The following is a 23,017-nucleotide window of genomic DNA, read 5'->3' on the forward strand; positions in this document are numbered from 1 at the left end:
AGGAGACACCAAAATCACAACCGAGTCCGTAGCATTCCCATAATCATCCACAATGATCTGGTTCACGCCAAACAACCTCACCACACTTCCCTCTTCCGCTAATTCACAGGTCTCGCACTCCAGCGTGTGATAGTGAACAACGTGATGAATGCTTTCATTGCCTTGCAGGTAGATCTGGTCTTCATCAACGCTTTGAAAACGATCTACCACCGTGCCCATAACCTCGACGAATTTCCCATTCATCTCGGGCAGCAAGCGATTCTCCCCGGTCAATACGATCGGATCGACCTCCAAGTTTGCTTCGCCGGGAAGCGTCATAAACGACTTGAACACAGTCCTGTTTCCCAGCCCCAGCGGAATTCCCACAACCTCCACCTGTTGACCGAACTTCAAGTCAGTGTTCTCCTCATAAAGCACTCTCATGGAATGAGATCCATCCGTTCCGATGAAATACTCACCGGGCATGGCAAAGAGATTATGCAGGCGCAAACGCTGAATCCTGTTATAGTTGTTCGAGCGATTGTATTGAAGAATCGAAGACACCGAACCCGCAGGTAATGCGTCAACAGTTGCAGGTGCTTCTTTCAGCACAGTGAATTGATTGTGAGAATCTACCAGAACCGAAATGTGGATCTTCTGCCAGTTCTCGTCATAGGTCACTTCGCAGACCCCATTAATGGAGATGTGCGCATTGGTCTCGATTTTCCCCGTGTCCAAGTGATTGAACTTGCCCACAAACTGCCCGTCCGTGTTTTCAAACACCACTTCAATGGGTTCAAATTCCGCCCGAATCTCCCGAACAAAGCCCTGGAGTTCAACCCATTGGGAATCCTCCACACCGGTAAGGGCCTGCATCAGTGAGATGGATTTGCTCTGTAGGAGAATCGACGTGCCAGTCGGCTCAATGCTTTCCGCAAGAACGCTCGGCGAATAGTGCACTCCCCGTGTTGCGCCAAGAACTCGAATGACATCCAGATGTTTGATCGATGTAGCCTTGGCATGCTGGGATTGGGGGATGTCAACCCGCACCCCTCCACTTGCATCTTGCAGATACAGAAATCTCCCTTCCGGATCCACATAGGTCACTGCACCCGAAAGCCTCACCTGCAACTGTGCTTCAGCATCTTCCGGACTCAAATCCATCACCTGTTCGCTCATGCGAAGCAACCAGCTTTGATGACGCTCCATCGCTTCCGAATCACTTCCCTCGGAATAGGCGTAGTAGAGATTTGCATACGAGTCATTCCCAGACTGAACACGTTTGGTACCCCATAGTTCCAAAACCCTTCCCACTTCAAGCGGAAGGTTTTTCTGCAAGCGAAATTGCAGTTGCCCCGACCCATCATCCAGCGTCACCACACCATTCTCAGAAAACGACAGGACTTCCGCACGAACGTGGAAGGATTCTCCGTCTGCGAGTGATTCCAGCTGCGAAAGCTGCATCACCTCCATCGCCCTGGTGGTACGGTTCAGTTCATCGGCCAGAGCAACCTCCATCAACGAAGGAACCCACAACGCATATCCGCTGCCCGTCTCATCAAACGGCACCAAAACCCCTCGGATGCTGACCCAACGCCCCGCAAAACTGGGAATGACATTGTTCGCATCCAAATACACACGCGTCACAACTGATTGGTCCTCAAGGATTCCATTCAACAACAAATGCCGCTCATCCACCAGGGATTGATCAAACACAAACATCTGGAGTTCCACATAGTGGACTTCGTGTTTGAAATAATTCTTCATGGACCGGGTGTCAGGTCGAAGAGTCGGGACATCACTCAACCGCTCATAGTCAACCCGATGCGACTCAATCCCCCTGATCGGAACAACCTCTCCGGTGATTCGGTAGTGCTGCCCCGTTTGAAACTCGAAATTTCCAATATGTGGCAGAAACCCTGCCCTATAACCATCATTCACCCACAGCAACTCCCAATGTGGGTCATAGTATAAGACAAAGACCTGTAAATTCAGCTTCCATGTTTCCTCGCTGCCCTTGTTCTGATTGATGGAGTCCCAAAAATCAGAGATCTGCGAAATTGTCCTCCCAGAATCTTCTACGTTCGAAACCTCCAGAAAATCAGAGCTGCCCACCCACAGCTGGGATTCTTCCAAGGTCATTCCAGGCTCAAACGCCAACAGCCCGCGCCCTTTCACCCAGTCTCCCTGCTTTACCTCAAGATCCGACCCTTCCATCCCCAGCACCCGACACGGGATTCTCGCACCCGCAGCTACTAGATGAATCAGATAGTGAATCCCGTCCTGTTTCTTGACTCCATCGACAACCCCTTCGAACGTTACCATGGGGTTGCGCGGGACCTGATTCAGATCCGGAGCCAGACTCCCCATCTCAAGAAATTCCACCTCAAAGCGGGGTTCCACTTCCAGAAACCGTAGCGTTTCACTGTTCAAACCGTCAGTCGAATGCAGTGTGCCAGAGATGCGATACCATCGGTCGGCGGCAACCTCTCCATTGAGTGCACTGCATGGAATGAACGCCGTCCCATGTTCGTCGGCAATCCACAACAAACCCCAGGTCGGATCCCAAAATTTGACGTAAACGACGAGATCCATTTCCACCTCGCCAGGTTTCTCTCCCTCAGTTGTCAGATACTGCTCAAGTTGATGAGCACTTGAAATGCCGAGTGCATTCACGACTTCACCTGAGACCACACTTCCGCAACCCAGCAAAAGCGCAATGCATGCGAGCATCGTCCGGAATCGAGCAAAGATTGGCTTCGACTTGAGTCCAGACGATCCTTTGAAGGAATTCCTTTCTGCAAGGTATAAACCTGCAACTGTCATGACAAAACGTGAATGAAATGTGGCTTGCAACGTGGACGAGATTCTTCCCCACGCACCCAATCACTCCATCGTCCCCGATTCCTCTGACCTGAAGTGGAATTCGCCATGAACCGGAGTTTTCTCAGCAATTCACATTTCCATAGCAGTGTTTTTACAGCTTACCAAACCCAAACTTTGCCCCGTCATGCACCGCAATATCACCCGACACAAACAACCCTTCCCGTTTTCCGGCATTGATGACGACCTGGAAATGCCTCGAAGGGGATACATCTGGAGTGAATCGAAAAAGGCCTATCCCATGCGATCCGCCACAAAGAGACGGTAATTGCGCTGACGGGAACCCGCATGCACCTTTGCTGGAACGGTGCGAACTCGAAATTTCGCCTGCCTCAGGCGTCTCTCAAAGCGTTCGTCCGGTCCGGCGGACCAGAAGACGGCACGCCCGTCCGGACGCAGTGCCTGATGAACCTCACGCAATCCATTGAGGGAATACAGGGATGCATTGGCATCGTGCACCATCGCCACCGGTCCATTATCAACATCCATCAAAATGACATCCCAGCTCGCTGCGGGCGCCTGGCGAATACACTCACCGACTTCGGCGATGCGCAGCTCCACACGCGGGTCGTCCAACAAAACTCCGTTCAACTTCCTCAACGGACCGCGGTTCCAATCCACAACCGCTTCCACCAGCTCCACAACCTCCACCTGTGCCTGCATCGAAGCACCCTCCAGCACACTGCGCAGGGTAAACCCCAAACCCAGTCCACCAATCAGAATCCTGTCGCAAGAACCCCTGCCCCGCTGCTCCATACCCAATTCACCAAGCTGCTGTTCGGATGCATGTGCGCGGGAATCCATCAATTCCTGCCCATTCATGCTGATGGAAAACGCTGTATCATGCTCAAAGAGCATCAACCGTCCACCCGGCAATACCGCCTGTCCAAGCTTGATCCGTGGTTTCATTGCTTCAGACGCAAGCGGGTATGATCCTGCGGGTCAAGAACGGGGAATTGTAAAACTCTGGCGAAATCCAACGAAGCACATTTACCTATCCGATTCAGATGATGAAATGCGTCAAGTTTTGAACCTCTGCGTCGATACCTAAATATAGGTAATTCGATGAGGGTTTGGACATGGGTAATAGTGTATTGGGTGGCTGCATTTCATGCGACCTCGCTCGCAGCGTGGGATGGAATGGGTGAGCCACTGGTGCATCGATTCCATGTTGAAGAAACTCATGGGGTGCAACACGCGATTGATTTTGCTCAAAATGAGCACGGAATGCTTTTCATCGCTTCCGAAGAAGGATTGATCGTATTTGACGGAGAGCGTTGGCTGCGCATCCGCGATATAGCAGGTAGCATCAATTCTGTAGAAGTGGATGCGAACAACCGCATCTGGATTACCACTTATGAAAACTTTGGTTACCTGAAGTCCAGTGATGGCAAACATTGGGAATTTCAATCTGTCTCCCACTCCAACCAACACCAGCTGCAAGAGCTTCACTCCTGGAACGGAATCCACGCACAGCCAGATGGTTCCGTTATCGTCACAGCCGGTGGTGGCGTCATCCGCATCACCGATGAAGAAAAGCTCCAAGTCTGGAAGGGTCCAGGTTACTACTACGATGTATTCCAAATCGGAGATCGCCGCTTCGTGATTACCGACTATCCCGTCGTCTCCGAAATGCTGGAAGAGGGTAGCCTGAAGCCGATTCCGGAAGCGGAGTGGATTGCCGGACTCTCCGAAGTTTACCACGCCATCCCGTTGTCCGGCGGTCAGGGGGTGTTGCTGCCCAGTCTCAGTTCGGGAGTGGTGCGCTTTGACGGCACCACGTTCTCCCCCTTTTTCCAGGAACCCGAACGCTGGCAGAACATCTCGTTTCTCAACGGTCACGAACTTCCAAATGGAAATATCGTGCTGAGTACCCGCACCAACGGACTTCTTGTTTTCAACGGGAATGGTCATCACCATGGAAGTATCCGACAGGCCGACGGAACCGAATTTGACCGCACTGGCATCATCTTTCTCGACCATCAGGCGGGAACTTGGATGGCTCACGGCTCCGGGATCTACCGATTTCAGCTCGCAGAACCCACCTCCCTCTACCACCATCGGCACGGCATCAATGGAAGCGTGAGAAGTATCGAGCAGTGGAATGGCAGGCTCTTTTTTGGAACCGATCACGGACTCTACACCCTGAATCCAGATGCGAACCCCACGAGCGAAAAACCCATGCAGCTCGTCGATGGAATCGACTCTGCCGTGTGCCTGCTTGCCTCAGAGGACGGGTTATTCATTGGTGGAAGCAAGGGACTGTATCTGCTGCAACCGGATGGACTGGATCGCATTCACGATGTCGATTCAACAGGCATCGTTCGCCACCCCAACGACCCCGACCAGCTCTTCGTGGGCGGGTATGGAGGGTTGTACCGCATCGTTCGCACCGATTCGGGTTGGGCAACCGATCAAGCCATTGGGGAAGCCATTCCACTCTATGGCATCGTGTTCGACGCGCAGGAAACCCTATGGATGCGCACCGGATACAGCAGCGTGGCCTCTTGGAGTCCCAACTCGGGCAGCACCGACTGGACGTGGTACGGAGCCGAAGCGCAGGTGCCCAATGAATGGATCAATATCGCCGTCATTGAGGGAGAGATCCGCTTGCTGACTTCCGTGGGCGTGCTGAAGCTCGATGCCAACTCCCGGAAGTGGAAGATTGACTCCACACTCGAATATTTCCCTGGGGAGGCACACCTGCATGACTCCAATGCAGTGGTTGGAAATGCCGATGGCAAACGATGGATCGCCCGGGCACAGACCCATTTTGACCTGCTGCCCCACCCTGAAATTCCGTTACTGCCTGCATTGCATCAACTCTATGTTGGAAGTCAGTTCCGCGCGGAAGCCGTCCGTATTCTGGAAAACGGAGATATCTGGGCAGGCAACAGCGGAGGTGTGGCACATTTTGAGGCCCGATCCTCTCTCATCCATACTCCAATCACCAAGCGGGCCTATGTGCGGCGCGTTGAGAATCTTGACACGCGGGAAGTGCTGTTTTCCGGCTACGACGGGCGCGATCCCAACCTCAGCCTCAGTGTTCAGCATCGCGCATTGCGCTTCTACCTCGGAGGCAACGACTATACGACCATCGGATCGAATCAAGCTGCCCTGAATATCACCCCGATGATGCGTAATTGGCAGTGGTTCCGCTCCGAAACGGTTCGGGATTTCACCAACCTTCCCTATGGTTCGCTCACACTCAACGTTCGCATGCGAAACCAACTGGGTGAAATGACAAACGAAAGCGAATACCATTGGGTGATCCCAACCCCGTGGTATCAAACCCAGCTGGCCAAGCTCGCGTATGCAGCGCTCGCTGCACTGTTCATCGTCGGCATTGTCTACTGGAATGGAAGACACCTGAAACACCGCAATCAAGTGCTCGAGCAAATGGTGGAAACCCGAACGGCAACCATACGACAGCAGGCAGACTCCCTTCGCATCGCCCTTGAAAAGGAAACTCATCTCGCGCGAAAGGCCGAAGCCGCTGCCTTGGCCAAAAGCCAGTTCCTTGCGAACATGAGCCACGAAATCCGCACACCCATGAACGGCGTGATCGGAATGTGCTCTCTACTGAAGGACTCCCCGCTCGATATGCGCCAGCGCGACTACGTGGATACGATTCGCAGTTCTGGAGAGAGCCTGCTGACCATCATCAACGATATTCTGGATTTCTCCAAAATTGACGCGGGAAAACTCGAACTCGAGTCCATTCCCTACGACCTCACTCACCTGATCGAGGATGTGCTCGATCTCATGGCGATTGAAGCCCACCGAAAAAACCTGGAGCTGGTCTATCAAATCGAACCCGACGTGCGCTGCAATCGCCTTGGCGATCCGACGCGCATTCGCCAAATCCTCATGAACCTCACCTCCAATGCCATCAAATTCACCGTCACCGGAGAAATCGTCGTGCATGTTCGCAATGGAAACGCAGTTGGAGAACTGTATTTCAGTGTGAGCGATACTGGCATTGGCATGGATGAAACCACCATTTCCCAACTCTTTCATCCCTTTGTGCAGGCAGATGTCTCCACCGCACGACGCTATGGAGGGACCGGGCTGGGACTGTCCATCTGCAAAATTCTGGTGGAATTGATGCAGGGGAAAATTTGGGCCGAAAGCGAAGTGAGCATGGGAAGCACGTTTTATTTTACGCTGATTAATCCAGAGGACCCTGAAGCTCCAGATCCCGGGTTTCCAGATCATTCCCTTCGGAACTGCCGCGTGCTCATCGTAGACGACCACCCCATCAACCGCATGATGCTGCAGCAGCACTGCACCGAATGGGGCATGACCGTCGACGAAGCCAGTTCCGCCGATGAGGCACTGGCCTTGATGAGAGCACGTGCCGACTATCAGCTCTTGCTGACCGATCTCAACATGCCCGAAAAGGATGGATTTCAACTGATCGAAGCACTGGAGGAACTGCAACTGTCAGCACCTCCAAAGATCCTGATCCTCTCGTCATCGATTTACTCCGCACAGGACCGCATCCGTTCCCAAAAGGCGGACTACACGCTCGCCAAGCCGATCCGCAAACATCAGCTTCACGATACTTTGCTGCACCTCTTTGGCAATAAGTCCCAACACGGCAATCCCGACACTCCCACACTTGAATCTCCGGACAGACTCGAATCCCCGCAAGTGAAGGTGCTGCTGGTCGAGGATAATCAGGTGAACCAAAAGGTTGCCCTGCTGCTGCTCAAACGACTCGGATACTCCGCTGACCTCGCAGCCAATGGATCGGAGGCAGTGGAGTGCTGCCAGCGCCAACCTTACGACGTGGTGATCATGGACATCAACATGCCCGAAATGGATGGTCTTGAGGCAACTCGCCACATTCGGAGCATGCAACACATCGCCCGCCAACCTTACATTCTCGCAATGAGTGCGGCCGTTTCCAGGCAGGATGCCTCAGAAGCTATCGCCGCAGGAATGGATGACTACATCCACAAACCCGTCAAACTGGAAGACCTCTCAAAGGCATTTCAACGCTACCACGCCCACACCACCCAACAGTAGCGGGAGCTTCCAGCTCGCGCCCCCAACAGTAGCGGAAGCTTCCAGCTCGCGCCCCATCAGTAGCCGAGCTGGATGTGGAATTTGGCTAAAGTGGAAAAATCTATCGGGTTTTCGTCAAGATCACGTTCATTCTTCCCTTACGGAGCTTCCAGTTCTTTCCAATCACCCCCACGCAGGCCTCTGATCATGCACCCCCCACGACATCCAGCGCACTCAAACGCTGCAGCTTCCGGGGATTGCGCTGTATGAAGACCCGATCGATCTTTCCGTCTGCGACCGCAAAACTGATGACGCTTTCGATGCGTCCATGCAAAGACAGCACCAGTGTCGGTAAGGCGTTGCTGGTGCAGAGCTTTTCCCGAAAGACCACTCCACTCTTTTTTTGCTTGTTGGAAAGTCCCACAAAAAAGCGGGATACCTTGTCGTTCGAACTGACAATGCGGCGGGCCGCCGACACGACTCCGCCTCCGTCCGTGTGGAGCTGCACATCCTGCGCCAGCATCGACCGCAGTGCTTCCAGGTCTCCTTTGGCACAGGCGTGCGAAAACGCAGTGAGCAGGCGTTGATGCACGCGTGCATCCAGTTCGTATCGCGCATGACGGGTACGCAGTGCGCTGCGAGCACGCGAAAGCAGTTTGCGACAATGCGACGGAGTTTTTCCGATGCCTTGCGCGATGTCCTCAAATCCAAATGCGAAGACTTCGCGCAAAATCAGAACCGCCCGCTCCGCCGGACTCAAGTGTTCCAGCGCGAGCATCATCGCCAGCGTGACAGACTCGTCCACCCCGACCCGATCCAGCGGTGAATACTCATCCATCAGCCAGGGTTCAGGCAGCCAGGGTCCCACATAACACTCCCGCCGGGAGCGAGCGGATTTCATGCGATCCAGTGCGATGCGCGAGGTTACTTTGAACAACCAGGACCTCGGAGCGGCAATTCCGATTCGCTCCGCCTCTGATAACTGGTACCACCGAAGAAACGCATCCGAAACCACATCCTCTGCTTCACTCCTATCTCCAAGCATGCGGTAGGCAAAGGCTTCAAGCTCGCTGCGATGCTCGTCGATATGTGCTTCAAGTGCCGACATGCCCACTATCTACACCTCAATCGCAACCATTGCACAACTCTGATAATGTCCCATCGCACGCTTCACGACAGGGAAAACTTGTGCAGATGCTACGACCAGCGCGATCTCCACCACGGTTTCCAGTCCGTAAGCCTTCTCGATTTCGCTTCGCAGCGGGTTGGGATCCGCCTCTCCTGCCAGAATAGCCCGGACAAAGGTTCGAACCATTTCCAGTTCAGGTGGCAAGGCCTTGCTGGCATCTAGCACCTTGCGAATCCGTTCCGCATCCAGGCCGCCTTCCCTGGCCATTCGAACAGCCAACTGCAGGCAGGGGCCACAGTCTACCATACGGAAGGCAGTCAGCTTGGCGGTGAAATACACCTCCGGATTTGCATGCTGACGAAACGATGCCATGGGAAGGAAGCGCTCAAACACTTCGTAGGCTGCTGGCGATGCCGCCAGCATTTCTTTCATGTAGGTCGTATCGTACTGATAAGCACTTTCAAAGCCCTGAATCTCCGAAAGCTTGGTTTGAATATCGAGTTGTTGTGTCATCGAACCTTATGACGAGGTAAAGCGCATAGTTGTGACACCTCTCCATGCAAAATCACAAATAGCTGCTCGATGGATACCCAAGTCAGCCGAAAAACACGCTCGCACCGAGCTGATCCAACGGTTCAGCCGGTGCGAAAATCGTGCTCAAGTGTTATTTGGGTTCTGATTCCCCCAAGGATTGCGTGTGCAATCCCTTGCCGCCCGACAGTTCAAAAATCACGGAACCCATTCCATCCACGACGCCCGTTCCCGTGCAAGTTCCTTCGCTGGCGGAGAACTGTAGCTGGAAACGACCGGAAAGGGGGTCTGCTCCACTGGTGACCCAGGTTCCTTCAAAGACGGGATCGTCTCCTCCGGTCGCCAATAATCGATCTGCCCGGAACCAGCCCTGCTGGCCAGCGGAATTTCTCCATTCCCCATACAGCCGGTGATTCCAGAGCACTCCCTCCCATGACTGCATCGGAGCCAGTCCGGGGACAGCCTGAGTGGCTTCACCCACCCAAAATCCGTCTACGCTTAATGGCGTGGAGTCCACCGCAAAAAAAGCCTCCGTTGCAATCGGTTCAAGACTGGTGAGGCGTGCCTGCAGGGAATATACCCCTTCACGACTGACCACGTATTCATCCACTTCGTAGGTCAGCGAGGCCCCGGCTTCGATCACTTCACTTCCCATTGCAGCAATGAAATTCTTGTTCGCAGACCAAGTCCACAGGGCATTGCCGTCGGCATCTGAAACTCCAAAATCAAAGCGTTGGCCCGATGCAAAATCCAGCACAACTGCGGCTTCAGTCGGATTGCTCACCGATAGGGTCATTACGACGCGTTCGCCCGGTGCGTAGATGCGCTTGTCGGTATGCGCAACCACTTCAAGGGAGTTATTCGACGGAACAGACTGCACCGGGGTCGCCGCATGGGCCAGCCACGAGAGACTGAACAAGATACAGGCCAGGAAGGTTTTCATGATTCTTTTCGATTAGGAATTGGACTTAAGAATAGCAGGGTCGCAAGCAAGGTGCTTCAGCCGCCCTTTGCGTTCATACTCACTTTGATCCAGACTACCCCAGTTGCTCTCGAATGGATGCAGTTTTTTTACACCGTGAGCGAAATCCCCGCCTCTTTCCCAGCATCGTGCACGAATCTCGCATTTTCATTTGATCCGTTCTCCGGCTTGAAGTGTCTGGAAAACCAGCAAGACCAAACCCGCAAGATTGGGCTTTCGCCCCTGTCATCCCCATTTCACCCGATTCTATGAATATCCCACCCGTAGTTCTGATTTCCCTCGCCATATTGGTAGGTCTGCCGTTTGCACTGCCCGCCAAACCACGACTCGTCGTCACAACCGATATTGGAGGCGATCCCGATGACATGCAGTCGTTGATCCGGTTGTTGGTTTTCTCCAACGAATTCGAAATCGAAGCACTGGTGGCCTCGGCAGCTGGCATCCCGGGTGAACTCGAAAATGCCATCACCCGTCCTGACATAATCCACTCCTTCATCGACAGCTACAGCGATGTCTATCCGAACCTGCGGGCATACGACCCCGCCTACCCCAGCCCCGAGTTACTGCGCCAACGCGTTGTGAGCGGAAATCCGGAGCGCGGATGGGAACAGGTCGGTGCAGGCAAGGATACACCGGGTTCAGACGCACTGCTGAGCGCCATGCTCAAACCGGATCCACGCCCCCTCAACATCTCCATCTGGGGAGGGCAGACCGATCTTGCCCAGGCACTGTGGAAACTGAAAGAAACCACCAGTAGTGAGCAGTATCGGCAGACCCTGAATCAGCTCCGCATCTATGACATTGCTGACCAGGATGGCATCTTCGAGCAGATCTCCCAAAACCATGCCGGACTCTTCTACATCCTCAACCTTGCCCCAGAAGGTCGCGACAGGCGCGAGTCCGCCTTTCGCGGAATGTACCTCGGAGGGAATGAAGACCTCACGTCGCTCGAATGGATCCAAACCCACGTGAGCACACAGCACGGCCCCCTCGGTGCGCGCTACCCCACTCAAACCTGGACGGCACCCAATCCACACGGTGTGATGAAGGAGGGGGATACCCCATCTTGGTTTTACTTTCTCGACAATGGCTTGCACAACCCTGAGCAACCTTCCTGGGGAGGTTGGGGTGCACGCTTCCAACCGCATGCCAACGGACACTATGTCGATGCCATCGATACGGTGAACGACATCTCAAGTGCAAGAGCGACCGTCTGGCGCTGGAGGGAAGATTTCCAGCGTGCGTTCGCCGCCCGCATGGATGCATGTGTGATCGGTACCCAGGCCAATCATGCACCACAACTGCATATCACTGCATTTCCCGAAGCTTTTCCTCGCTTCACCCTGCATCCGGGCGAAACCCGAAGTCTCGATTTGCGAAAATCCACCGACCCCGACGGACATGCACTGCACGCATCCGCCTGGATTTACCCCGAAGCGGGCGATCCTGGTGTTCAACTCACGCTTGAGAATCCCCAACCCCTCGTGCTGGAGGTCACGGCATTACCCGAATCCATGCCCGGACTGAGCCACCTCATCCTCTGCCTCAGCGACGATGGAAGCCCACCGCTCACGACTTATCGGCGCGTTAGGGTCGAAGTCCAGATGCCTTGAATGCCGAGTTCGGATCTGTGGTGCAAGTGCTACCCTCCTTTTCATGACCAGGGCAGGCTGAACTTTATACCATCATCGAAGCAAAAACATCCCGAACCATGTGTCATTTTTTTGTAAAAATCACAGGAAAGTCCATTGACAAGATCTCCTTCGATCCATGCAATTCAGCCACTCTTTATTGCATGTAGGTATCACAATTATGAACAACTTTTCCTGGTCCCTCATTGCATTCCTATTCCTTCTTCACACCGTATCCGCGCAACTCGTGGTTCAGTTTGCACCTGATGCGTTCGGAGGAACCACAATCCATGGTTCTCTGCAGTCCGGCACCCTGACTACCCGATACACTCCGCGCCTACCCTTCCTCAATCAGGGCGTTGCCCATTGGGGCTTATTGGGAGACAACATTCTGGGCACCTATGATTTCACAGGTACTGCCAATGGAAACAGCATCTCCGGGAAACTCTGGATTTGGGAAACCCATTCCCAATTTACCGGATTTGGCATCGATCTCAAAGATAGCCTGGGGTCGAATATCTCGTTCGATGAGATCAACTCCATCGTCTTCACCGCATCGGCAACCTCGCTCCGGTTTGATGCCATTCGCTATCACGACCCACAGTCCTTTCACCAGCTACTACCGCTGGGAACGTCCCTGAATGCCAACCTTTCCGCAATTCCCGAACCCTCGACCTATGCCGCACTGCTCGGAGGGGCATTTCTCCTGTTGATCGCTTACCGCCGCTTCCGCCTGCAACGGCGCAGCGCCTGACAGCTTACCCCTCATCGTTTGCCGCAAATCCAGCGTTGCGCATCAAGCAGCACCGCTATGGATGCAAACGAACGTGAGTCGCGGAATTTCTCTGAAACAATTGGCAACACTGCTGCGTCCCAGTCAGAAGCACGGGGATGTATTTGGTTCTGGCACCATCATGCTCGCCAGTTTTCCAAACTCACATCGCCCAACCGATCATCATCTCAACCACAGCATTCACCATGTCTGACAAAAATATCTGCTCTCATAACGCCTCCTGTTGTGCCCCCATCTGGTTCGTTGGCTGGCTCTTCACCATCGGCTTCATTCAGGCCAGCTTCTGGAAGGCCGTGCTGGCGTTTCTTGTGTGGCCGTATTTCCTCGGTTCTGCGATTGCCTCCCTGCTGAGCCAGACAACCTGAAGGGTGGCGAAGCCTAAATGGCAGTAGCGCATCGTAAACGGGCAAACGTAGATTCTTGATTTCGGGTTGAGATCGCGGGTATTCTGGCGAAGATTAGTAAGGTGACTTGCAACACCTGCTTTTTCACTTTTCGCAGCTTTCTCAAATCAAACCTTTCCCGTTTGCATGCTCAAAGGAATCACGTTTTCCGACCTGCATTTGCTCGCAGGCCGACAGAAAGAAAAACACTGGGAGCCGTGGATGCGCCGCTGGCGCAGTGACTACGATCTCTGCATTCTCAATGGCGATATTTTTGATTTTCGCTGGTCCCGGGAGCGGGATCGCATCCAATCCATCCGCATTGCAGAAGCCTGGCTGCGCCATTTGCTAGAACCGCGTGAGCGCGCCCACTTTGTCATCTTGCTGGGCAATCATGACTCCTGTCCACACTACCAGCTATTGCTCAAACAGCTCAGTGACGACTATGAGCACCTTCACTGGGAAGAACACTGGTGGGTGTTGGGAGACAAAATTTTCCTTCACGGGGACATTCCCGACCTCTCCGGTGAGCTGGAAACATTGCAAGCCTATCGCGCCCATCACAACGGCCTGAGCATGCAGCCTCCCCACCCGATTCGACACTGGTTTTACAAGAGCGCAACGCGCGTGGGCATCACCGGAACGGTTCCACGTGTACTGCCCTGGCGAAAGCAGTGTCTGCGCACGGATATCTTTCTGCAAAATCAACTCGGGTCCCGCTACGATGCCATTCGCGATGTGTATCTCGGCCACACTCATGTGCATTTTGCCGATTACGAACACCATGGCACCCTCTTTCACAACTGCGGTGCCCCTTTTCGCGGAGCGCGCTTTCGACCTGCCGAATTCCAATTTTCCGACACACAGTGGCAGGCCTCCAGGCAAAATCCCCTCGGTGTGGAGCTGTACCGGTATTAGGGTGGAGGGTTTCGCACTGATTCTCAGCAATTATCCTGCTCTATTGCGGCACGAAAGTCACGACGCTGCACAATTCGTCGGCATTTTTCCTAAACCTGTGCGCAAAGGTTCCGACTATCATCTCAAAGGCAGTAAACACGCTGTCACAATGAGACTTTGCATCCATGGATAAAACGTTGCGCCTACTTGCGGTGGATGACAGCCGCATCATTCGGCTGAAAATCAAACAGGAATTTGCCGACAAGGGATTTGAGGTCTTTGAGGCGGAAGATGGACAGATCGCACTGGACCAACTCGCAGAGGTGCAGCCTGATGTCATTACCATGGATATCGACATGCCCAACATGAATGGGTATGAGGCCACCGCCAAAATCCGCAGGGGCGAGGCCCCGTTTGCCAAGACCCATCCTGAACTCTGCTCCGTCCCCATTGTCTTCCTGACCGCCAATGATACTGACGAAGAGCGTCAAAAGGGATTTGAGGCCGGTGCCACGGAATTTGTGACCAAGCCATTCTTCCCGGGAGAATTGGTGGCTTATGTCAATATCGTGCTCAAGCCCGTTCAGAATCTCAAGGGCGCAACGGTGCTTGTGGTCGATGAGAGCATCACGATTCGCATGATTGTGAAATCTGGTCTCAAATCCCGAGGAATCCAGTTGCTCGAAGCCACCAGCGGTGCCGAAGCGATGCGATTACTGGCAGATCCATCCCATACCGTGGATTTGGTGATCACGAGTTACATGATGACCCAGATGGATGGGGTTGCCTTGTGCCAATCGATTCGGAATGATCTCCGCCAGAAGACGTTGCCAGTCATCGTAATGTCAGGATTTTCAGAGAAAAAACACGTCGTCAAAATGTTCCAGGCGGGGGTCACGGATTACCTCAGCAAACCCTTTATTTTTGAAGAATTGCACGCTCGGGTCGATCCACGTCTGCATGTGCAATCGCTGCAACGGGACTTGCGCCAAATGGTCGGTGAATTCAAACAGCTGCACCGCAAGAGTTGACTTCAGCAGCAACCTGACAACCCACCAGGGTTGGAAGTTGCAGCTCCAGATTAAGGCCAAGCTTCAGCTCTGCAGGGCAAAGCGTCGCTTCATCCAGAGTGCCAGCATCAGTCCGATGACCAGCAGTATCGTCAACAAGTAGAGGCTGAGCTGATAGCTCCCAGTCGCCTGCACGACTGCAGTGTTGAGCATCGGTCCCACGATTCCTGCACAGGACCATGCGGTCAGAATCCATCCAAAAACCGCCGCCATGGCATGCACTCCAAACAGGTCACTGATGTAGGCGGGCATCGTGGAAAAGCCACCACCATAGCAGGTCAGAATCACAAATGTCAGCAGCATGAACAAGGCGGGAACGGAAGCACTATGGGCCAACAGCGGAAACGCAACCAGCTGCAGGACAAAAAAAACAACAAACACATTTGCACGCCCCAATCGATCCGAGAGGCTCGACCAGAAAATGCGACCCAGTCCGTTGCATACCGAAATCCCCATCACCAGAATGCTCGCAGCACCGGCTGACAGGTGCACCATCTCGTATCCCATCTTCTTTGCGGTGGCGATCAAGGCAATGCCACAGGTGGCATTCAGAAATAACAAAAACCAGAGTCCCGCAAACGCTGGCGATCGCACGAGTGCTGCCAAGCTGTATTCCTGTTGTTCTTTCCCAGCAGTCGCTTCCCGCAAGGCCGATGCCTGCTCCGTTTTCCCAGCCCCACCAGGAGCGGCGAGCACCAGCGCACTCGGCAGCATGATGCAGCCATAAATACAGGAAAGTATCCAAAATGCCCCAACGATGGACTGCTTCTCATACACCAGCACACTGTGCTCTCCTTCATGCGGATGAGGCTGCACCTCAACCACTTGGACATTCGCATCGATGACTTCGGTTACTGCGCTCACCTGCACTTCTTCCACAACCGGAACCAGCACATCGATCAGTTGGGTACACACCATGCCCCCAAATCCAAACCCCATGATCGCCAGTCCCGTCGCAAATCCCCGACGCTCGGGAAACCATTTCACCAGCGTGCTGACCGGGGAGACGTACCCCAGTCCGAGTCCCACTCCACTGATGCCTCCAAAACAGAGATAAAACAGGGGCAGGCTCTCAAGCTGACACGCCAGCGCAGATCCCGCAAGGCCCGTGCAAAAGCAGATCGTGGAGGCGATGCACCCGAACCGCACTCCGCGACGGGCGACTGTTTTCCCCAGAAAGGCTGCAGACAGACCCAGCGTGAAAATCGCGATGCTAAAAGCAAAGGATGTCTGGGTTGCACTCCAGCCAAAGCTGTTCTCCAGTGGCATGCTCCACGCGCTGTAGGCATAGATCGAACCAATGGAGAGGTGCATTCCCACAGCCGCCAGTGCCATGAGCCATCGATTTTGAAAACGTTTTCTCTTCATGCAAACTCGTTCAAGGGTGTGCTTCCCAGATGCGCGTCAGCGAACCTTTAGCCCGTAGGCTGCAAAGCGCGCCCGTGCAGCTTCAACAGCCGCATCGCCGGGTTCGGGAATGTGCTTCAGTTCATAACGCTGCTGCAGCTGCTCATACTTGCTCTCGCCGTATTTGTGAAAGGGCAGCACCTCGACAAGTTCGACGTTGGAAAGGGAAGCGGCAAATCCCGCTACTCCGTCGATGATCTCCGCATCATCCGTTAATCCGGGAACCAGCACAAAGCGCACCCAGGTGGGTTTGCCAATCGCCTCCAGATGCCGTGCAAAGGCCAGAACTTCATCCATGCCATGCCCAGTGAGTTTGCGGTGACGTGCGTTGGTCCAACTCTTCAAATCCAGCAGCACCAGGTCGACTTCATCGAGCAGATGCGGGCGGAGGCGTGTGCCATAACAGCCCGAGGTGTCCAGTGCCGTGTGCAAACCCATGCGTTTCGCATCGCGAAAAACGGACTCGATGAAACGCTGCTGCGAGAGCGGTTCGCCCCCACTGATCGTCAACCCGCCATCCTTGATAAAGGGAAGGTAGCGCCGCACCTGTTGCACCATTTCGCCAGCCGTTACCTTGCGCCCGGATTTCAGTCGCTGGGTATCGGGGTTATGGCAATAGAGACAGCGAAGTGGACAACCCGTTGTGAACAGCACAAATCGCACACCCGGACCATCGACAGTCCCGCAGGTTTCGACCGAATGCAGGTACCCCTCACACTGCGGCGAGGGATCCCCGTGCATCAGATCATCGTAGGATTCTGTCAGCATGCTGCTTTCCCGGGCGCTCAGACGCCATCGTGGAAGGTGCGATTGATCACATCGAGCTGCTGCTCACGCGTGAGCCTGATGAAATTCACCGCATAGCCCGATACCCGAACGGTGAGTTGCGGATATTTTTCCGGATGCTCCATCGCATCGCGCAGCATGCGGCGGGCAAACACGTTGACGTTGATGTGGTGACCCCCTTCAGCAAAATAGCCATCGAGCAGGGAAACAATATTGCTCACCCGGTCCTCATCGCTCTTGCCCAACGCACGCGGAATGATGGAAAAGGTGTAGGAAATCCCATCCTGACTGTGTTCGTAGGGTAGTTTTGCCACCGAAGCCATCGATGCCACTGCGCCCTTGGTGTCTCTCCCGTGCATCGGATTGGCACCCGGTGCGAAGGGTTCGCCATACTTGCGTCCGTCCGGGGTGCTTCCGGTCTTTTTCCCATAGACGACATTCGATGTGATCGTGAGGATGGACTGTGTCGGCAATGCGTTGCGATACGTCGGCTGGTGACGAATCTTGTCCATGAACTGCTCCACCAGACTCTGGGCAATGGTATCCACTTCCGGGTCATTATTGCCAAATGCAGGGTATTCCCCTTCCACTTCATAGTCCACTGCAAGTCCCTGATCGTCGCGAATGACACGCACACGTGCATGCTTCACCGCAGAGATGGAATCGGCCGCAACCGACAAGCCCGCAATGCCGCAGGCCATTGTGCGCAACACCGTTCGGTCGTGCAGTGCCATGACGATACGCTCATAGCTGTACTTGTCGTGCATGTAGTGGATGATGTTCAGTGCCTTGACATAGGTCGAGGCAAGCCAGTCCATCATCTTGTCAAAGCGCTTGATCAGATCCTTGTATTCCAGGTAGTCCCCACGGAAGGGTTCCATGACCGGAGCAATTTGCTCTCCGGTCAGTTCATCCCTTCCTCCGTTGATCGCATAGAGCAGGGCCTTGGCCAGGTTGGCACGTGCTCCGAAAAACTGCATTTGCTTGCCAATGCGCATGGCAGATACACAGCAGGCAATGCCATAATCGTCGCCCCAGTAGGGTCGCATCAGGTCGTCATTTTCATACTGAATGGAGCTGGTTTCAATGGAGACGTTGGCGCAGTAGCGCTTGAATCCATCGGGCAGTCGCTCTGACCAGAGCACAGTCAGATTGGGTTCAGGAGCTGGTCCCAGATTGGTCAGCGTATGCAGGAAGCGAAAGCTGCTCTTGGTCACCAGAGTCCGTCCGTCTTCACCCATACCGCCCAGGCTCTCCGTCACCCAGGTCGGATCACCGGAAAACAGGGCATCATAATCGGGTGTGCGAATGAAGCGCACCAGGCGCAATTTCATAACCAGGTGATCAATCAATTCCTGCGCCTCTGCTTCCGTAAGCGTTCCCTCCGCAAAATCCCGTTCGAAATACACATCCAGAAAGGTGCTGATGCGCCCCAGCGACACAGCGGCACCATTCTGTTCCTTGACCGATGCCAAATAGGCAAAGTAAGTCCATTGCACCGCCTCACGTCCATTGCGAGCTGGCTTGGAGATGTCAAAACCATAGCTCTTGGCCATGGCTTTCAATTCCTTGAGTGCACGAACCTGTTCATGAAGTTCTTCACGCTCGCGCACCCAATCTTCTGTGAACGCTTCGCTCTCACTCTCATCGATTTGCTGCTGCTTGTCCTCAATCAGGCGATCCACTCCATAGAGCGCCGCGCGCCGGTAGTCACCGATCACACGTCCCCGGCCGTAGCCATCGGGCAATCCCGTCACGATGCCTGCGCTGCGCGCCTTGCGAATCTCTTCGGTATAACCGTCAAAGACTCCGTCGTTGTGGGTTTTCCGGTGTTGCTTGAAAATTGCAACGGTTTCCGGGTCCATTTCACGCCCGTGCGCCTCAAGTGCCTTCATGGCCACGCGCAGTCCACCATAGGGCATCAGCGCGCGCTTCAGGGGTTTTTCCGTCTGGAAGCCAACCACCTGCTCCAGCTCACGGTTCAGATAGCCCGCCTCATGCGTGGCAATGCCACTGACAAGCTTGGTATCTGCGTCGAGCACTCCGCCGGCATCCAGTTCCTGCTGCAACAGTCCTTTGACCTGATCCCACAATTGAAGTGTGCGCTGGGTCGGTTCGACCAAAAAAGAATCGTCGCCCTTGTATGCGGTATAATTGTCCTGAATGAAATCCCGGACGTTGATGCGGTTGCGCCAGGAGTCTCCCTTGAAAGTTCTCCAGGCATCAGTTGCAGGTGCTGCGGTAGTCGCTGTTTCGTTCATGATAAAAGCATTGGTTGGGATGTTGACTCTGGGGGAACAGAACGAAGCAGAAAACCCAACCAAAATTAATACATCTCACATTTGCAATTAAATAAATTAATACGGAATAAATTTCCGAAGCTCCGAAAAAGGTACACCCCATCCCCACTTCGCTTTCCGGTGAAGTTGCATTTGCAACAAAGCAATATCGCCCACCCCAAGGGGGAGTGGACATCTTCAGCACGTTCAACTCAGAACGGGGGATCGTCATCAAACGAAGGCTCACTCGGCATGGCATCTGCCGGATCAAACGGAGCATCCTCGTCATCCGCCTTTTTCCCTTCAGCTCCCGCACGTTCGAGCTTCCAGGCATTGAGGTTCACGTAATAATTGCCCTTCCACTCGCGCCCGCGCACATCGAAGCTCACGGTCACGGTATCGCCTTTGCTGACAGTTTCCAACAGGGCGGTCTTGTCCTTGACCAGCTCGAATTTGATGTCCTGCGGGTACTTGTCATCCTGCGTGGTGATCACAAACTCCCGCTTGTTAAATCCGCTGCCGAAGGTTTGCTCTTCAAAAATTTCTTTAATGGTTCCGCTGAGTTCAAACATGGTGGTGGAGGGCCGGCAAGCCGACCCCGATTGGGTTCAAATGTGTGAGGCGCAACTGTACGGGTCCGCCTCAGCGAACTCAAGGGGAATTCACGGCATCCGTGGGGACGATGCATGCACCGTCACTGTATCCCCGCATGACAGGCAACGGTGCTTCCGTCCGGTTCAGGTTTTTAAGTTTGCTTGCGTCGGAGGCGGCACAATGCGTCACAGCATGATGCAGGCACTGAGCAATCCGAGTCCAGCCATCAGCAACCAGAACCCTCCGCCCATCCGGGCGTGCAGTTGCAACCCCAGCGAGGTCGCCAGCATCATGGTCACCGACCAGGACAAGCCCCACACCCCCATGTATCGACCTCGCATCTCCGCAGGTGCCAGTCCAATCATGTAGGCAAGTGCTACCAGCAAGGCCATCATCTCCCCGATCGTGAACACGACAATACCTGCGTAGAGTGGACCCCGTCCTTCCCCCATCACAAAGAGTCCAAACCCAAGTCCAATCAGCGCATAGCCAATCACCATCATCAGGCGGGGCGACTGGTTTTTCACCCAAAGCGACAGCGGGATTTCCGTCAGAATAATGATCACTCCGTTCAGCCCCAAGATCAGCCCATAGTCCAATTCACTGAACCCGCGGTCACGCACTTCAAGGCTCAGGGTCGACAGGGTCTGATTGAAAATAAACGCAATGGGAAAACTCGCCAGGAAGACTTGCAGAAATCGACGATCTGCAAATGCGGTTTGCATGGACAGTTTCATGCTTGAGAAGGCACGCAGCACATGCCGCAACGGAACTTCACGGTGTTTGCCAAATGCGGGTAACCATCGCAATGCAAGCACACCAAACAACAGTGAGGTCAGTGCATCGCCCACAAAAATCCACGTGTAGGACACTTTCACCAGCACTCCAGCCAAAGCGGGTCCCATCGCCCAGCCCGCATTGATCGCCCAGCGAATCAGCGCATACACCATGATGCGATCCCGATCCTCGATCAGATCCGCAATCAGTGCATGACTGGCAGGTCGGTAACTCTCTGCAAACATCGCTGCCAAAAATGCCACTACCATGAACAGCGGAAGGGTCTGCACCTGGGAGAGCAACAATACCATGACCCCCGAACCCATCATCGAGAGCACGATGGTGCGTTTGCGCCCCAGTGTATCGGCCAGGTGTCCCCCCACAACGGAGGCGACCACGGTGCCCGCACCATAAGCGGCCATGCACCAGCCAACTTGTTCGATTGAATACCCCAACTGACTGAGGTACAATGCCATATAGGGCACGACAAAAAATCCGAGTCGATTGAAAAACGTGCCCACTACGAGCACATATACCGGAGCCGGATAGCCCAGAAGTTGCTTCCATGCCGACGGCTTCGCAATGGTTTCAGGTTGGCCTGTTGGGGAGATGCGATGTGGTTTCATAACAAAAGATTTGGCGACAAAAAAACCCTGCTTTGGAAGGAAAGCAGGGTTTACAGAAAATTCGGTTCGAATACGGTCTACTGCGCCGATTCACTCGATTCCATGCCTGCCCTGCCCGATGCGATATGCCAGAAGGTTCTCGTTCAGAAACCAACGCACAGTGCCATAAATCGCATCAGTTACATGCAATTTGTCGGCCATCGGGCGAAAAATCTGATTTCTGCAGGTGTTCATGGAATGGAAGGGGCATCATCATTCGTTGAAATCGTGCCGCATCAACTCCGAAAAACCGCATCGATTCAACCTTCGCCCAACCCCAGCCCACGGAACTGCAACGTCCATCACCCACTCAGTTCACCATAGTAGGAGCTTCCCGCCCGCACATTCCCTTCACCCCAAACGCAGCGGGAGCTTCCCGCCCGCGCCTACCTCAAACCCATCACTTGCTTCGCCTCCTGAGCCTGACGAAGGGACTTGAATGACGCCTTGCTTTGAAACAGGGGCAGATTTTCTTACCCGCTTTCAGCGGTTTTGGGGTGGGATGGGCGCTTCGCTTTTGTCGGCCTCAGGCCTCGGAACAAACCCACTGCGATGCAGTTCCATCCGTTTCGATACGTTATCCGATATTCCAACGTAGAAGGAAGCGTTTCTGAACATTAAGATGCAAACGAACGAAAGCCCTTCGACAGGCTCAGGACATCCGACGCTATCGATACGGTTGAAGTCTACTACTTTTGTGAGGTGGCTTGCCATGAGCAAGTGAACGAAGGAACTGAGGAAACGCGTCGTACCGAGCCACGGCCACTCGTGGCGACATCTTCAATGGCGGAGAGGGTGGGATGGGCGCTTCGCTTTTGTCGGCCTGAGGCCTCGGAACAAACCCACTCCGTGGGTTCTCATCCCACTTGCCCAGTTTTTGTACAAAACTGGCGGAGAGGGTGGGATTCGAACCCACGGTACCTTGCGGCACACCTGATTTCGAGTCAGGCACAATCGTCCACTCTGCCACCTCTCCGTTCCGAGTGGGAAAGCCGAGCAGTGAAACAGTTTTTCTGCGGAAAATCAATGCTTGGATTGAAAAAATGATCGCTGCGCAAAGCCCTACCACCCCAGTCTCAGCAGATGCAATACATCCCTTCGTGAAGCATGCGTGCCCGGGGGCGCAAAACCCCTCAGCAAGCCGAGCGCAGGACAAGTCCGTCCGTGATCTCAGGCTTGGTATCCAATGCCTTCCATGCCTTGACAAACGAATCGCCG

The 23,017-nt window shown here is 54.1% G+C and carries 17 protein-coding genes and 1 tRNA gene; 6 read left to right on the forward strand and 12 right to left on the reverse strand.

From position 1 onward, the window contains the following. Together ABQ298_03335 and ABQ298_03340 are read right to left on the reverse strand one after the other, a co-directional pair. The coding region (locus ABQ298_03335; GenBank protein MEQ9823395.1) for a hypothetical protein at positions 1 to 2,712 on the reverse strand (2,712 nt) is incomplete at its 3' end. A gap of 384 nt (positions 2,713 to 3,096) precedes the next feature. Next, positions 3,097 to 3,771: a spermine synthase gene (locus tag ABQ298_03340; protein ID MEQ9823396.1), complete on the reverse strand. Its 675-nt coding sequence runs from the start codon at positions 3,769 to 3,771 to the stop codon at positions 3,097 to 3,099. 156 nt (positions 3,772 to 3,927) lie between these two features. Between ABQ298_03340 and ABQ298_03345 the strand changes: the two genes are divergently transcribed. Further along, positions 3,928 to 7,896 carry a response regulator gene (locus tag ABQ298_03345; protein ID MEQ9823397.1) on the forward strand — a complete coding sequence of 1,323 codons (3,969 nt, stop codon included), beginning with the start codon at positions 3,928 to 3,930 and terminating at the stop codon, positions 7,894 to 7,896. Between the two features lie 184 nt (positions 7,897 to 8,080). Here the strand turns inward: ABQ298_03345 and sigJ are convergent, their stop codons facing one another. The 3 genes from sigJ to ABQ298_03360 all read right to left on the reverse strand — a co-directional run bounded on the left by sigJ (position 8,081) and on the right by ABQ298_03360 (position 10,478). Continuing rightward, positions 8,081 to 8,983, reverse strand: coding sequence for an RNA polymerase sigma factor SigJ (sigJ, locus tag ABQ298_03350; GenBank protein ID MEQ9823398.1), 903 nt, complete (start codon positions 8,981 to 8,983; stop codon positions 8,081 to 8,083). 9 nt (positions 8,984 to 8,992) lie between these two features. Further along, positions 8,993 to 9,517 (reverse strand): hypothetical protein, encoded by a 525-nt coding sequence (locus ABQ298_03355; GenBank protein ID MEQ9823399.1) that lies wholly within the window; start codon positions 9,515 to 9,517, stop codon positions 8,993 to 8,995. 151 nt (positions 9,518 to 9,668) lie between these two features. After that, entirely contained in the window at positions 9,669 to 10,478 is an 810-nt protein-coding gene (locus ABQ298_03360; protein ID MEQ9823400.1) for a BsuPI-related putative proteinase inhibitor, read from the reverse strand. A 287-nt stretch (positions 10,479 to 10,765) separates the two neighbouring features. Here ABQ298_03360 and ABQ298_03365 point away from each other — a divergent pair, with 287 nt between their 5' ends. The 5 genes from ABQ298_03365 to ABQ298_03385 all read left to right on the forward strand — a co-directional run bounded on the left by ABQ298_03365 (position 10,766) and on the right by ABQ298_03385 (position 15,252). Beyond that, a complete protein-coding gene (locus ABQ298_03365) occupies positions 10,766 to 12,130 on the forward strand; it encodes a DUF1593 domain-containing protein (protein ID MEQ9823401.1) in 1,365 nt (454 codons plus the stop codon). A gap of 199 nt (positions 12,131 to 12,329) precedes the next feature. Beyond that, positions 12,330 to 12,902 carry a PEP-CTERM sorting domain-containing protein gene (locus ABQ298_03370; protein MEQ9823402.1) on the forward strand — a complete coding sequence of 191 codons (573 nt, stop codon included), beginning with the start codon at positions 12,330 to 12,332 and terminating at the stop codon, positions 12,900 to 12,902. A gap of 224 nt (positions 12,903 to 13,126) precedes the next feature. Then, positions 13,127 to 13,306, forward strand: a complete 180-nt coding sequence (locus ABQ298_03375; protein MEQ9823403.1) for a hypothetical protein — start codon at positions 13,127 to 13,129, stop codon at positions 13,304 to 13,306. Positions 13,307 to 13,471: 165 nt separating this feature from the next. Further along, positions 13,472 to 14,242, forward strand: coding sequence for a hypothetical protein (locus tag ABQ298_03380; GenBank protein ID MEQ9823404.1), 771 nt, complete (start codon positions 13,472 to 13,474; stop codon positions 14,240 to 14,242). Between the two features lie 164 nt (positions 14,243 to 14,406). After that, entirely contained in the window at positions 14,407 to 15,252 is an 846-nt protein-coding gene (locus ABQ298_03385) for a response regulator (GenBank protein ID MEQ9823405.1), read from the forward strand. Positions 15,253 to 15,315: 63 nt separating this feature from the next. On the opposite strand, the gene ABQ298_03390 is transcribed toward ABQ298_03385, so the two are convergent. The 7 genes from ABQ298_03390 to ABQ298_03420 form a co-directional block, all read right to left on the reverse strand. Then, positions 15,316 to 16,659, reverse strand: a complete 1,344-nt coding sequence (locus ABQ298_03390; protein ID MEQ9823406.1) for an OFA family MFS transporter — start codon at positions 16,657 to 16,659, stop codon at positions 15,316 to 15,318. 36 nt (positions 16,660 to 16,695) lie between these two features. Then, on the reverse strand, positions 16,696 to 17,466 hold the full coding sequence (pflA, locus tag ABQ298_03395) for a pyruvate formate-lyase-activating protein (protein MEQ9823407.1): 771 nt from the start codon (positions 17,464 to 17,466) through the stop codon (positions 16,696 to 16,698). 17 nt (positions 17,467 to 17,483) lie between these two features. Then, a complete protein-coding gene (pflB, locus tag ABQ298_03400) occupies positions 17,484 to 19,745 on the reverse strand; it encodes a formate C-acetyltransferase (GenBank protein ID MEQ9823408.1) in 2,262 nt (753 codons plus the stop codon). Between the two features lie 230 nt (positions 19,746 to 19,975). Beyond that, positions 19,976 to 20,335, reverse strand: coding sequence for a DUF3127 domain-containing protein (locus ABQ298_03405; GenBank protein ID MEQ9823409.1), 360 nt, complete (start codon positions 20,333 to 20,335; stop codon positions 19,976 to 19,978). Between the two features lie 207 nt (positions 20,336 to 20,542). Further along, complete coding sequence (locus tag ABQ298_03410; protein MEQ9823410.1) at positions 20,543 to 21,760, reverse strand: MFS transporter; 1,218 nt, start codon at positions 21,758 to 21,760, stop codon at positions 20,543 to 20,545. Between the two features lie 90 nt (positions 21,761 to 21,850). Then, positions 21,851 to 21,994: a hypothetical protein gene (locus ABQ298_03415; GenBank protein ID MEQ9823411.1), complete on the reverse strand. Its 144-nt coding sequence runs from the start codon at positions 21,992 to 21,994 to the stop codon at positions 21,851 to 21,853. Positions 21,995 to 22,687: 693 nt separating this feature from the next. Next, positions 22,688 to 22,775, reverse strand: a tRNA-Ser gene (locus ABQ298_03420). Positions 22,776 to 23,017: the final 242 nt, after the last annotated feature.

The sequence above is a fragment of the Puniceicoccaceae bacterium genome (assembly GCA_040224245.1).
Lineage (GTDB): Bacteria > Verrucomicrobiota > Verrucomicrobiia > Opitutales > JAFGAQ01 > JAKSBQ01.

What these genes read in the sequence shown, in the direction of transcription:
- ABQ298_03340 (MEQ9823396.1), bottom strand. Translation starts at nt 3,771, where the DNA reads ATGAAACCACGGATCAAGCTTGGACAGGCGGTATTGCCGGGTGGACGG.
- ABQ298_03345 (MEQ9823397.1), top strand. Translation starts at nt 3,928, where the DNA reads ATGAGGGTTTGGACATGGGTAATAGTGTATTGGGTGGCTGCATTTCAT.
- sigJ (MEQ9823398.1), bottom strand. Translation starts at nt 8,983, where the DNA reads ATGTCGGCACTTGAAGCACATATCGACGAGCATCGCAGCGAGCTTGAA.
- ABQ298_03355 (MEQ9823399.1), bottom strand. Translation starts at nt 9,517, where the DNA reads ATGACACAACAACTCGATATTCAAACCAAGCTTTCGGAGATTCAGGGC.
- ABQ298_03360 (MEQ9823400.1), bottom strand. Translation starts at nt 10,478, where the DNA reads ATGAAAACCTTCCTGGCCTGTATCTTGTTCAGTCTCTCGTGGCTGGCC.
- ABQ298_03365 (MEQ9823401.1), top strand. Translation starts at nt 10,766, where the DNA reads ATGAATATCCCACCCGTAGTTCTGATTTCCCTCGCCATATTGGTAGGT.
- ABQ298_03370 (MEQ9823402.1), top strand. Translation starts at nt 12,330, where the DNA reads ATGAACAACTTTTCCTGGTCCCTCATTGCATTCCTATTCCTTCTTCAC.
- ABQ298_03375 (MEQ9823403.1), top strand. Translation starts at nt 13,127, where the DNA reads ATGTCTGACAAAAATATCTGCTCTCATAACGCCTCCTGTTGTGCCCCC.
- ABQ298_03380 (MEQ9823404.1), top strand. Translation starts at nt 13,472, where the DNA reads ATGCTCAAAGGAATCACGTTTTCCGACCTGCATTTGCTCGCAGGCCGA.
- ABQ298_03385 (MEQ9823405.1), top strand. Translation starts at nt 14,407, where the DNA reads ATGGATAAAACGTTGCGCCTACTTGCGGTGGATGACAGCCGCATCATT.
- ABQ298_03390 (MEQ9823406.1), bottom strand. Translation starts at nt 16,659, where the DNA reads ATGAAGAGAAAACGTTTTCAAAATCGATGGCTCATGGCACTGGCGGCT.
- pflA (MEQ9823407.1), bottom strand. Translation starts at nt 17,466, where the DNA reads ATGCTGACAGAATCCTACGATGATCTGATGCACGGGGATCCCTCGCCG.
- pflB (MEQ9823408.1), bottom strand. Translation starts at nt 19,745, where the DNA reads ATGAACGAAACAGCGACTACCGCAGCACCTGCAACTGATGCCTGGAGA.
- ABQ298_03405 (MEQ9823409.1), bottom strand. Translation starts at nt 20,335, where the DNA reads ATGTTTGAACTCAGCGGAACCATTAAAGAAATTTTTGAAGAGCAAACC.
- ABQ298_03410 (MEQ9823410.1), bottom strand. Translation starts at nt 21,760, where the DNA reads ATGAAACCACATCGCATCTCCCCAACAGGCCAACCTGAAACCATTGCG.
- ABQ298_03415 (MEQ9823411.1), bottom strand. Translation starts at nt 21,994, where the DNA reads ATGAACACCTGCAGAAATCAGATTTTTCGCCCGATGGCCGACAAATTG.